The 13,036-nt window shown below is 38.0% G+C and carries 7 protein-coding genes; 3 read left to right on the top strand and 4 right to left on the bottom strand.

All coding sequences use genetic code 11. The features are described 5' to 3' along the window. Window positions 1–6 precede the first annotated feature (6 nt). The 3 genes from KTR06_RS08330 to KTR06_RS08320 are packed head-to-tail and all read left to right on the top strand — an operon-like array spanning window position 7 to window position 2,924. Window positions 7–1,392: a RagB/SusD family nutrient uptake outer membrane protein gene (locus tag KTR06_RS08330; RefSeq protein WP_008023593.1), complete on the top strand. Its 1,386-nt coding sequence runs from the start codon at window positions 7–9 to the stop codon at window positions 1,390–1,392. Window positions 1,393–1,418: 26 nt separating this feature from the next. Then, window positions 1,419–1,625, top strand: coding sequence for a hypothetical protein (locus KTR06_RS08325; protein ID WP_074908699.1), 207 nt, complete (start codon window positions 1,419–1,421; stop codon window positions 1,623–1,625). Window positions 1,626–1,637: 12 nt separating this feature from the next. Next, complete coding sequence (locus KTR06_RS08320) at window positions 1,638–2,924, top strand: hypothetical protein (protein WP_196043130.1); 1,287 nt, start codon at window positions 1,638–1,640, stop codon at window positions 2,922–2,924. A 100-nt stretch (window positions 2,925–3,024) separates the two neighbouring features. Here KTR06_RS08320 and KTR06_RS08315 read toward each other — a convergent pair whose 3' ends face one another. From KTR06_RS08315 to KTR06_RS08300, 4 genes are all read right to left on the bottom strand, one after another. Next, the gene (locus tag KTR06_RS08315; protein WP_120079750.1) at window positions 3,025–5,523 is read right to left on the bottom strand and encodes a zinc-dependent metalloprotease; all 2,499 of its coding nucleotides are present in this window, start codon (window positions 5,521–5,523) and stop codon (window positions 3,025–3,027) included. Beyond that, a complete protein-coding gene (locus tag KTR06_RS08310) occupies window positions 5,520–8,111 on the bottom strand; it encodes a zinc-dependent metalloprotease (RefSeq protein ID WP_074908710.1) in 2,592 nt (863 codons plus the stop codon). Before KTR06_RS08310 ends, KTR06_RS08315 begins: the two co-directional genes overlap by 4 nt. Window positions 8,112–8,244: 133 nt before the next feature. Next, entirely contained in the window at window positions 8,245–10,869 is a 2,625-nt protein-coding gene (locus KTR06_RS08305; protein WP_217290198.1) for a hypothetical protein, read from the bottom strand. Window positions 10,870–10,989: 120 nt separating this feature from the next. Then, window positions 10,990–13,014 (bottom strand): metallophosphoesterase, encoded by a 2,025-nt coding sequence (locus tag KTR06_RS08300; RefSeq protein WP_217290197.1) that lies wholly within the window; start codon window positions 13,012–13,014, stop codon window positions 10,990–10,992. Window positions 13,015–13,036: the final 22 nt, after the last annotated feature.

Genomic DNA, 13,036 nt, shown 5'->3' with positions numbered 1-13,036 from the left:
TAAACGATGAAAAATAAACTATTCATATCTATCTATTGTGGTCTGATGATATTGTTGGCTTCCTGCAACAATTACTTAGACGTAAAGCCCAAAGGAAAGATAATTCCTGAAACAGCTGAAGATTTTTCGACCATTATCCATTATTGGTTGGATCAGATAGAAAAAGGAAGAGATGACGTTATCATTCCCAATCCAGAAGTAATGACAACTTTAGAGATGTTTGCCGATGACTTGAATGCAACGCTTGCCAGCAATTTCGGCTATACGAGCATTTATGTGGGAAGTGCCATTAACAAAAATCAGGCCACTTACAAAACACTCTACTCTGTTATCAAAGACTGTAATATGGTTATCGGCAACATGGATGATACGGAATCCGATTTAGCTAGAACCCTATTGGGAACAGCCTGGAGCATTCGTTCTATTTGCTATTATAACCTTATGCAGCGCTACTGTGAGCCATACCAGCCGGAGACGGCAAAAGAGACTCTCGGACTTCCACTTGTCGACGATTTTGATATGGAAGCAAAGCCTGCACGCGCCAATCTGAAAGAAACTGCTGAATTTATAGAAGAAGGATTCCGAAAAGCCCTCTCATATAATGTGTCTAATGAAGACTTTATCTTTACTTCATCCGTAACAAAAGCCTACTTCGCACGTTTCTTCTTTTGGACACAGAACTGGAGTAATGCCATTACCTATGCCAAAGAAGTATTGGAAAAATACCCGATGCTGGAAGCTGACGAATATGTAGAAGCCATTAACCAGAAACAAGCAAAAGCACACAATGTCATTATCCGTTCATTCACCATGGATGATGATATAGGAACCATGAGTTACGCAACTGCACAAGCCGATATAAAATCAAGACCTGTCGACAGAAATTTGGTTGATTTATTTGCAGCCACCGACAATGACGTACGTCGCAGATGCAACTATGATTCCAAACGGATTGTCAATAAAATCATCACCACCAAGTTTCGTAGTGAAGAACTTTGCCTGATTATAGCCGAAGCCCACGCACATCTGAATCAGGAAACAGACGCACTAGGTTATCTTAACCAGCTTCGTTCCAAACGAATCACTCAGAATTATATAGCCTACACAATTGACAATCTCCCAGAAGTTTTCCAACAAAATATAAAAACCGACGCCACTGGGATCCCTTTGACAAAATTGATGTCAGCCATCCTCTGTGAACGCCGTAAAGAATTGTTTGTTGAAGGCGACCGCTGGTTTGAATTAAAACGCAACGGACGTCCGGAATTTTGGGTCGCTGCCAAAGGAAAGAAATTTATCACAGAAAAGTATCTTTATACTTTTCCTATTCCCAAAGCAGACATCAGATTATTTCCTGATTTGCTCATTCAAAATCCAGGCTACATAGAATAATTTATCCATAAAAAACAGAAACAGTTATGAAAAAGATACTATATATCCTATGTTTCATTCTCACAGGTTCTTCCGCTTTCTTGATCTCATGTGATAAACCGGAAGAACTGACACCCAAAGTAGATAATACATCAGAAGATTATTTACTTCCCACCGGAAGTATCCTGAATGCACAAGACCGTGAAGAAGTACAAGCATTATGGGATGAATACAACAATGCCATTAACCAATAAAAAGGGATTAAAATGAAAACAAAAATCAGAATAACAGGTTCCTTTCTTCTAATGATTATACTAATCATAGTGTCGGCAGCTTGCAACGATGACGACTCGTCGGGTGCAAAGTTATCTTTTAGTCGCTCCATATACATATTACCTTCTAACGGTAGCCTGGAAGTGGAATTGAGAGCTTCTGTAGCACCTGAAACAGACTTAAGCATTCCTGTCATCATTGAAGGTACTGCCATATTGGATGAAGACTATGAAATTTCTGCTAACGGGTTCATGATAAAAGCCGGAGAAACAAGTGCCACTTTAACCATTACTCCCAAAAACAACCTGACTGCCAACCGTGAAATCCGCCTTTCCATCAACCCAGTTTCCAGATATACGCTCGGTGACAAGAAAATAGCGATTATCCCCGTTGAAGTGAAAGAGCACATTATGTATACTTTCAAGCCTGTTATCTATCGTCTGTTAAGTGAAATAGACATTAGAATCGAAGTGGAAGGAGAAAATAGCGGCAGCAGTTTCAGGGCAACAACAGACATCGTGTTGCCGATAGAAATAGACCCGTCCAGTACAGCTATATTGAACGAAGATTTTGAACTTGAAAACGGAATAACTTCCGTCACCATTCCAAAAGGATCTTACTACACACGTTTTAAGATAAAAATAAAAGAAGGAGCAGAAGATTATACAGGAAAAAACGCTATCCTTAAACTAGGTACACCAGTTGACAACTCCGAACTCTACTATCCGGGCTCATTTGTATCCTATAATATAAAACTGGATCAGTTAAAGTTTACTGACATGCTGGGCAAATGGAAACCTGTGGAGATTAAAGATAAAGACAACTATGTATATGTTGGCATGCCTGACGAAGACTGGATAAATAGTCTGCCGGAAAACAATGGAGCTAATGACTACCTGGAATTTGTACATCAAGAAGATGGCACAGATAAAATAATCCCATATCTAACGGGAGATTTAAAGGACTTCTTTTGCAACCCTCAAGGCCACACTGTTGTTTTCGACCATATAGAGAAAGGTATCTATAACTGGATAGCTGATGAGGAATATGACGCTCCTTATTTCACCACCTCTCAAGTGAATCGTTGTTTCTCAAAGAGAAAAACAGAGCTCGGAAATGCATTTATAGGATTGGATAAGATAGATGATAATAATATTATCATTTACTTTCACGATTTTATACCAACTGATTTCTTCAGCTCAACGTTTGAAGAGTACGGTCATTATTTCGATGCGAGTTTCTTTGGTATAACCTACGCATTCACAAGGGTAGTAGAATAAACAAAACAGAAGAAAAACCTCATTAAAAGTATAAGCCAATTAATTCATCTTATCACGAATTAATTGGCTTTTTTATATCTAATCATTTTATAGATTATATCTATTTCCGCAGTGCCTTCTCAATCGTAAACAACCGGTAATCATACTCCTCTTGCATTTCCCGGTTAGGTGCTACTGATTTCGCTCTCGTAAACTCACTTTTCAAATCCAACAGACAGCCATACCAGAATGGAGCCCGTTCAGGAGCAGAAGAATAAGGAATGCTCTCAATTGCCGTCATCCCCCGGTAAGGACAGACAGTCTGAATAGTCAGTTTAGAAGAAGCATTAGCTGTCTCATCTTTCCCTTTCGGCACATTTACATTCGACCAAGAAATGACAAAACTCAGCAATTGTCCCTGTAAGAAACGTTTCCAGTCGTCAGGCTCCTTTCCTACCCTTGCTTCCTTAAAAAGATGATTCTTTAAATCTTCGACAGCCTGCTGTTGCGTATAAGGGTCATCTGATTTACTTTCGCTAAGCCAAAGGTTATTGAGCTGTATTAATAGCAAATTGGCAAAAAACTTCTGTGAATAGTCAGCAGCGCTACCTGTCAGCGCACAATGATTCAACAGTTCCCGATTGTCCAACCAGTTCATTTGACTGATAGCTTCCATCATCCACTGGTACGAACGACGTTGCAACTCTTTGGATACCGGTTGATAAGAAGGGTAACTATCCCCTTGATAACTGTCATTCAAATAGATTCCACCAACTTGCTGCAATACATGCTTCACATATTCATCCGCCTGATTGATAATTTCTCCATATAGTGAGGCTCGTTTTTCATAGTTGAAATCTTCCTTGTCTAACCATTGGTTTGCATTCGCCACTACTTTACCCAAATTCTCAAAAGCAATGGTTGCCGCACGAATAGCATCATTTCCCAAATCCATCTCCATTCCGCGAGGATCATAATAAGCTTTCCTGCTCTGCGGACGTTTAAAAAGCAATAATGGGTTCTGATTCCGTTCAGAAACCAGCTTCCGCAAATCCGATAATTCTTCTTGCGGTGTTTTCTTATTCATTGGCTGATAAAGATAACGAATCGCCCAATGGTCATATTCTCCCAGCACTTGTTGCGTCAAAGGTATATCAGCACTATAATTATCAACCGAAAGTAAATAGTTCATTGGCAACTTATCCATGACTGACGCAGATAGCCCATGTTTTTTTACAAACTCTTTCGACTGAAGCGAATCTACCGGATAAGCAATAGATCCTGCCATATTATCCGTCAATCCCAGACAATGCCCCCAATGCCTCAACAATAACGAAGTCAATGCTTCTTCCACCAAATCTTCATCCGGCATCAACGTGCGGGCTTTCTCGTTAAAGGAAGCTGTCTGTAAGAAATAATTCAGCTGAATTTTCGAAGCTAAATTATGAGGGATATAAATATTGGCACTTATTATTTCTCCTGTCAACGGATCACTCCAATAATTATCCGTAATCTGACCGGAAGGTGAAACGACATACCGGATACAAGACTTAGTAATACTGTTGGCATCAAATCCTATATCTTTAGGGTAAGGTTTCACGTCTAACGCATTAGAAAAACCTATTTTCTGAAAGCTTTTGTTCCATATCTCAGCGCTACGATACACACACTTCTGCCATTTTTCAGGCAACAGCGTATCCACATAGAAAACAACAGGTTTATCAACAGCCAGATTCCAGCGATTCACCCAATACTGTATGTTGCTGCCTTGCTCCTTATCCGAAAAATTCACCTTGCCGCTCCATAAAGTTCCGATACGAGGATCAGCCAAACGAGGACAATAATCCCCATCTTCCGGTAATAACATAAAAGTACGCTTCACAACTGCGCTGAAGGGAATATTTTCTGCTATCGGAAAAATACCGAATAATGACATCGCTAATTCATAGCTCATATAGCATGAAATAGATACATTATCTGGATAAGAAGCTATTCCGGATATCATTGATTGTTTCTGTTTGAAAGAGGCTTTACGCTTCACCCAGCCCCCCATCGTATTGTATGCTTTCGGATCAATCGGATTCATGTATTTATCATCCTGAAAAACATAAGATGTAACGTCAATCACCAAAGCGCTGTCCGGAGAATAAGCCTTTATAGAAAACTGATTTAAAATGACATCACTGAAACTTTTTTTCAGCGCATCTCCGATACGGGAATCTTGTTCTGTCACCGGACGGTCCGCTACCTGATATAACCTAACCAAAGAATCGGACCGGCAGAATTTCACTTGTAAAGGTGCAACAGGGCAAAAGCCAACAGATGATTCCTGAGGGTTACTTAGTTTATCGACTACACCTCCCATCAGCAAACGTTTACCCAACACATCTCTGGGTATTTCCATATATACTTTATCGTCTACCCAATAAAGATTCATCAGTCCTTTAGTTTCGACGCTATTCGGTTTATCCTTCAACAGTTTTTCGTATGCGCTTTTGGGTTTAACCTGCTCTATTTTCCCTTTTTTCTTTTTTTTGGCAACAGCCTCCAAAGGAGAAAAGACAAACACACCAAATACTGATAAAAAGAGCAAAAAGATATATTTATTCTTCATAATCATCTGTTTAATGCATTATTCATTTGATGAAGCAATAACTGATAATGAAGCCGCGTATCTTTATCAACATGTTGCTTCCGGCTGTTTAATAAATTACGTATGCGCAGGAAATAACCATAACACATACTATCCTGGTTTTTGGGAATAAAATACTCTGCCATTGGTTCGTCAAATCCAGCCACTGGATTAAACATACGCCCCAGATCGGACGCACAACAACATCCTTTATGCCCTACACCTGTTTTATGATGAAAAGCAGCTAACTGCCCCCATGCATCTTCTTCACTTTTCAATGATTTAGTATCTTTACTCAATCGGATTCCGGCAGTCGAAGCCAGGTGTTTGATAAACAAATTCTGCAGTTTCATTTGAGTAGCACTTAATTTACGTCCTTGTATAGTAGGATTCCATATATATGTATAAATATCATTCATACATTCATCAACATCATATCCTTCTTCTTTACCGGCTTTTAATGCCGAGAATTCTACCCGGGCAGGAGCTTTCATCAATAATTTCATCATTACATCCCGCAAAGCATCCGATGGTTTCCCTACCATAGGCAGTACCTTCAGGACATTTTCATCATCCAGCCAATCCAAGGTCGCCAATTGCTCCAAAAAGTAATTCATCGCCTCTTTCTGCTTCTCTTTAGGTTCAACCTGCAAGGCTTCCACCTTATCACCAACCAATTTTTCATGCAAATAGATTCCTCCTATATTATGATATACATGCAACATATAAGTCAAATATTGCATGATTATACCATCGTAAATATCCGACCGATGTGTATAATCCACATCTTCTTCTCCTAGCCATTGATTCAGATTAGCCAGAATGTATTTCAGATTTTTCACTCCATATCGGGTTGCTTTCACAGCATCATCACCCAAATCTTCCGTTTGAGAACGAGGGTCGAGTATATCCGACTGCTGCTTGCCATACCGATATACAGGATTATCTGATAAATCCGTAATCCATTTCGAAGTGATGGCATATTCCTCTTCCGGAGTTTTAGCTTCCGGCACAGGTGTATAATTCCAGCGAATCAGATAATCGTCATACAAACCAAAATATGGCGGCATCATACGTACTCCCCGTTCCATATCACCAGGTTGTGCCACATAATTAAAACGCGCATAATCCATAATGGAAGTGGTAGTACCATGCTTCTGCGTAAATGAAGGGGAACGGAGCGAATCTACGGGAATTACGGAAGAAGCACTCATATTATGCATAAATCCCAAACAATGACCCACTTCGTGAGAAACGACATAACGTAAAGCATCGTCCATCACCTCTCTCGGAATTACTTTATGACGTACACGCTTATCGGCTTGAGCAGTTTGAATAAACAGCCAATTATTCAACAATTTTATGACGTTATGGTACAGATATACCGAAGCATTCAATATTTCCCCACTACGAGGGTCAACCCACGATGGTCCCATTGCATTCTCAATCCCTATCGGAGCATAACGAATACATGAATATTTCAAATTATCCGGATCAAATTCCGGATCGTCTTTCGGAAATTCTTTAGCCTGGATAGCTTGTGTAAAACCGATTTTTTCAAATGGCTCATTCCATTGATTGACAGCTTCAAATATAGATGCTTTCCAACTTTCAGGAAAACAACTGTCTACGTAGAATACAATCGGTTTAATAGGAGTCACTTTCTTTCCTTCAATATAACCTCTCAAATCTGAAGGTTCCAAACGCCAACGATTGGCATAATAGATAGAACGGGTTGTCTGTTTAGCAGCTGAATATTCATTTTTCATTGTAGGAAAAATGCCAATTCTACTATCCATCAATCGGGGACGATAAGGAATCGTATCCAATAATATAATCGAACGGGTTACCTTTGCGGTCAGAGGCTCGTCTTTTATGTCTTTCCCTTTGCCCCCAGTCAACGAATAAGTATAATTCAAGCAACTACGGACTGATATGTTATCTTCAAAAGCCTTAAAACTATCAATAAATGATTTGTTACTTTGAAATGAGGTCAAACGTTTGCGTCCCCCTGATGTATTCACGCTGTATTTATCGAACGGGGACATTAATTTATTGTCACTTACAAAGAAATCGGTAACATCAAAAACAACTGCCGTACTGTCGTTATTATAAGCCGAAATATCAAATACTTGCAGAATGGCATTCATATTACTCATCTCAATAGCTGCCTTCAATCGGTGACCATTGTCATCACCCACATTATTGGTCTGCACTGCCGACAAGCAGACTTTATTATTCAATTTCTCAAAACGAAAATGAAGAGGTTCGGTAGGTTTCGAACCAATAATAGCATTCTTATTATCACTAATTTCTGTTACTGTAGAACCTAGTAACATATCACGCTGCAACATTGATAAAGGAAGTTCAAAATAAACTTTCTCCTTTACTTTATGTACAGTGATAAAACCTTCTGCTTTTGAATGATTAGATGAGAACAGTTTATCATAAGCAGTTTTTTCTTTCTCAACAGACTCCTTCTTTTTTGACTTTTTGCGTTTAAAAGAAATAGCATTTGCTGATACACTCCCTCCTAGTATAGAAAACACCAAAAGAGCCACCCAAATTCTTTTCATTTTGATAATAGTGTTAATTCATATTCTGTAATAGGATACAAATTTAAGAATTATAAAGAATTAACTCCAATAAAATCGACTTTTTCCTCCAGAAAAACTACACAATATTTTTTGTAATACATCGACCTATAAGTTACACTTCACTTATAAACTGCTCAAAGCTATATTTAAAATCCTCATTCAATATTAGCTTATACTCCTTGGTGAATTGATCGAATGCAGTATATGCCATTCCCATGCGTTTCAAATCCACTAAAGCACGGCACTTAACGCGAACAGACTCTTCATCTAACGAATCAAATCGCAGAATACAATTTGAGATTTGTATTCTCAAGTTATCATTTCCTACAAATTGCTTGCTATCTCTTAACCGGCTCAGAAGATCAATCATTGAATCGGAATAATCTGCTTTAAAACTATCTACCCAATCAAATTGCATGTTAGGAAGCAATTGACCAAATGAAGCCAGACTCAATAATTTTTCTAGATCTTCCTTATGGACCACATCTAAAGGTGCCATCTTTTGCATCAATTGATTTGCTATAGTATAATCATTATATACATGCCCCTTATTAAGAAAGTACCAATAACCATTTGCTGATGATATCTCCGTATCTCCTACCTCTTCCAACAAAAGACGTATCTTACGTATATTTACACTACGGTTATTAGAGAAACTCTCTTCTGACTTATCATACCACAACAATTCTTTTAACTTGATATTAGAAATCCCCTTATTATTCTGATTGGAATAAAGAATAATAACAGATAATAATTGACGCATAATAGGCGTAAATTTTCCGGTAATGTCTTTTAAATCCCGATTAATAACCTGAAATCCGTTTAGCATATAAATTCCTGGTGTGGTGTTCAATACAGGAGCTTCAAACGAGGAATATAGGTGGTCATTTTCTTGAATTTCTTTTTCACTATTTATATCTGAAACAACCCCTTCTTCTTTTTCACAAATATCTTGTTGTGAAATAGATATAGCTTCTTTCTTATCATGCTTTCTGCTATTCTTTAATCTCCACCCAATTCCCCCTAAACCTGCTACACAAATACATATAAACAGTAATTTCCACCAAGTCCCCCTGTTTTCCTGTACTGTTATATTTTGAATAGGCAACACTGGAGATGCAATAGAATAAATATTAGCTTCATAATTATTCCCCTCTACTTGGTGAACTGTTACAGCGTAATAACATTTTTCTGAAGCAAGATAAATTAAATCTGCATGAGAATTAACATCTAAGAAAATATAAGGTATTGTATCACCTAAAACAGTTTCTTGTCCATTCTCCAAATTTAAATCTTTCAAAACTAGAGAAGATAGAAAACGACCTGAAGAAAAAAACAATCCTTTTGCATGTTCACCTTTTTCTACTTCATCAACTATCAACGTAGAAGCAGCTACCTCATCACAAAGATTCTCCGGTATAGCCCACTTTTTTTCCAAAGAATAATCATTCAAGTTCAATTTATACAAATCCTTATAATGAACGACCCCATACTCCTGTTTGCCCAAGTCATTTCCCAATCCTCCATAAATATAAACCAGCGAATCGGTCTTCCCTATGGCACTCAAATAGCGAGGAGTAATCACATCCGGCAACTCTCCCTTTATCACTTCACCCGACAGAGATATTCTATTCAACTCACGGGTATACAAATGAAATCCATATCCCAGAATTTGTACAATTGATGAATCTTTTGGATTGAAAAACCGATTATGCTGTGTATAAGAAGACTGCCTTTTCCGTTGGATAGGAATAGACCAACTTTTTGTTTGAAAATTGAAGAAAGACAAATTCTCCCCATCAGGCTTCTCAAAGTCATAATAAACCAACTGACTACCTTTATCTTTCAAAGGAACAAAAAGAAACTGGTTAGTGATCCGATTTACATCAATCAATGGCGAGAAAACATATTCTTTAGTTGTACTCCGTATTAAATCATATTTGACAATACGATCTTTTGCAATAAAATAACATGCCGACTGATCTTCACACGGAACAGGAAAAGTCTTGGATGAAAAAGATAACGTTTTCCTATGTTTCCAATACATATGACTATTAATAATCCATTCCGGATTTGATATAAAAGCTGTCATCTGCCGAAACTTGTCCTGAAGCAAAGTGTCAGATACTGCTTGCTCCAACGACCATTCATATTTTATGCTCCCAGGTTCCAGACCGATCTGTACATCCTTCAAAATAATAGGTGCCACGTCCGAAGTTGTGTAAGAAGCTAATTTATTAGCACCAAAACAGACTTTAACAGAATGATTATCCGGGGCAGCAACTTTCTCTTTAGAAATAAGAGAACCATTATTTCTGACATATAACGTATCATTTTTATACTCCAATTCTATCTTTATCCTATTCCACTCATGAATATTGATAGTCGCAGAAGAATGTATCTTTCCTAAATATTGCTGGTCTTTAATCAAACACAAATAAGGTTCTTCGTTCACAGGATTAACCAATATCAGATTGAGGCTATTTCTATTGTCAACAATCATACGACATACATAACCAAAATGCTCGCCTTTTTCCCTAATCTTCAAATCAAAAGAAACAGATAAATAATCTTTGAATCTCACTCCCTGATTGCCGGACGGTATGATGAATGAAGTACGTTCATCTTTTGAATATTCATAAGCACGAAAAGAAAGGCCTCCGATATTTTCACCACCCCAAGTGACTATAGTCTTCGAGATAAATAAAATATAAAATAACAGTCGGATATATTTCATAGCAAAAGCTTATTTGAAGCAAAGATATAAAAAATATGTTTTTTCAATCTTAGGATATTAAAATAATATAGTTACTCTGCACCAATAACGAAATATATCCGGCTATTATACTCCACATCCTTATCGAACCGGCATCCGGGATGAACGCAGTTCTCCTCTCAAATATTTAGCAGCTTCACCTGCCAGCCAAAGATAATGATCGGGTGCTTCTCCTTCATAAGTTATAAAAGAACTTTCACCCACCGGAGGTGTATTTGTACATTTAAAGAAAGCTGTCCCCTCATCTATCTCATCAAACATTGCCAAATAAAGGCTCTCTGCTCCTGCATCTACAGCACCTTTCACCTGTTGCCAGAAGAAACGTCCCCCTAATCTCGGAATCATGTTTTGTGGAGCATCCTTTTTCATGTTATGCCAACTAAAGCCCGGAAACAACACCGGCATATAATCTTTACCATTCGCTTTGCACCATTTTATATCTTCCTCTATCGACTTACGATATGGCTCATACGTATGATTATCAAAACGTCCCACCAACCATGGATGAACAATATCCGCCTGTTTTACCAGTTCAAGCAATCGCGTATCAGAGACAGCATCTATCGTTAATGTCCGCCAATGAGTAGGTACACCTACCAATATGGAACAACCTTCACTCTTCAGGAAATCAATGATTTTCTTTACCTGCTCATATCCATATTTACGACGATCATTAAACCCTATTCCCCAAACAGCAACTAACGGTTTACCATGATGATAAACATAATGATTGTTGTTCCGGGAAACTAGTTTATACTTCTCACACAGCTCTTTCCAGTCACGTATCAATATATCTTCTTCACCGGCTTCCATACCGGAAAGGTCATACATCAGGCAAATTGCCCGGTCATACTTTTCTGCCGAAAGAACAGCATTATTCAGTATCTTATTATAATTATCCTTCCCTTTCTGATTTCGTATAGAAACAACAAAACGTTGCATAAATACCCCATCAATTCCATATTGCTTCATCCATTTAAAATGCAGATCTGTAGTAGAAGCATCATACGAACTAAAAACCTTTGCCGGTGTCTCATCAGGTAACTTAAAAGCCGTTTCATAGGTTTTCTCATATTCAGAAACATCCGGCCAAAGATCAATGGTACACTTGCCCGGTTTGAACTCTTTTTCTTTTTCAAAATGTTTCCAACCCAAACCAGCACCGTCTTCAGGAGTATTAAACCAACCCTGATACCCTGCCATCACTAAATTCCTTATTGATTTGAAACGGACACGACTCATTGACTCCGTCGTTTTTGTCGCCGGATCAGACATCACCACCTCTTTAGGAAGTTGATTTAAGGCAATAAATTCACTGATAAACCGATCCGGATATACTTTCACAAGATTCATCCCTTGATACCCTGTCCCCAGCACCTTTCCTACCGGACCTATCGTTATCATTTCCATATTGCCAACCTTTCCATAAGCATTGTTATGTAAATGCCCTGCAAATATTGCGTTTACTCCATATTTCTGAAACAAACGCACATATTTCTCTCGCATAGGCAAAGAGAAATTCGAATAATTCACAGGTTCATCCATCCGCTTTAGAAAAACAGAGCAATGAGTAAAAACAAACTTGAATCTGGCATCCTTCGTTTTCTGTAATTCCTGTTCCAGCCACTTAAATTGAACTTCTTCCCTCTCCTTGTCCTCTTCTTTTATTATATTTGAATCAATACCTATAAATGCACAATCACCATACCTAAATGAAAAATGGGGTTCTCCGTAGTTCTTTTTATAATTATCTATAGAAGCCCGGCTAACTTTACCTATATCGTGATTTCCCGGAATCATATAAACCTTTACTGAAGAGTCTATTTGAGCAATCATCGACTTATAAGCAGCAATCTGTTCCTTACTCTTCGAATTATTTACAAAATCACCGGTTATCACCACAAACGGAGGTTTTAACTGATTAATAGCTGTCACAACCTTATTCATAGCCTCTGTTTCTGCCGAAATACTCTTATTATTATCCATGAAGCCAAATTGAGGATCACTTAATTGCAAAAAGAAAAAGGGAGCAGAATCCGCAGCTATCCCATGAGATACAAAAACAGCCAAGAGAAAACAAACGACCGATATTATTTTCTTTCTCATAAATTATTTATTGTTATCACGA

The organism is Bacteroides sp. MSK.20.12, from assembly GCF_019052435.1.
In the GTDB taxonomy this organism is placed as follows: Bacteria; Bacteroidota; Bacteroidia; order Bacteroidales; family Bacteroidaceae; genus Bacteroides; species Bacteroides xylanisolvens.
Note: the sequence above shows the minus strand (reverse complement) of the source record. Positions and strands in the feature narration are given on the sequence as shown.

Coding starts and splice junctions, on each gene's coding strand:
- KTR06_RS08315 (WP_120079750.1), bottom strand. CDS start 5,523: ATGATTATGAAGAATAAATATATCTTTTTGCTCTTTTTATCAGTATTT.
- KTR06_RS08325 (WP_074908699.1), top strand. CDS start 1,419: ATGAAAAAGATACTATATATCCTATGTTTCATTCTCACAGGTTCTTCC.
- KTR06_RS08310 (WP_074908710.1), bottom strand. CDS start 8,111: ATGAAAAGAATTTGGGTGGCTCTTTTGGTGTTTTCTATACTAGGAGGG.
- KTR06_RS08320 (WP_196043130.1), top strand. CDS start 1,638: ATGAAAACAAAAATCAGAATAACAGGTTCCTTTCTTCTAATGATTATA.
- KTR06_RS08300 (WP_217290197.1), bottom strand. CDS start 13,014: ATGAGAAAGAAAATAATATCGGTCGTTTGTTTTCTCTTGGCTGTTTTT.
- KTR06_RS08305 (WP_217290198.1), bottom strand. CDS start 10,869: ATGAAATATATCCGACTGTTATTTTATATTTTATTTATCTCGAAGACT.
- KTR06_RS08330 (WP_008023593.1), top strand. CDS start 7: ATGAAAAATAAACTATTCATATCTATCTATTGTGGTCTGATGATATTG.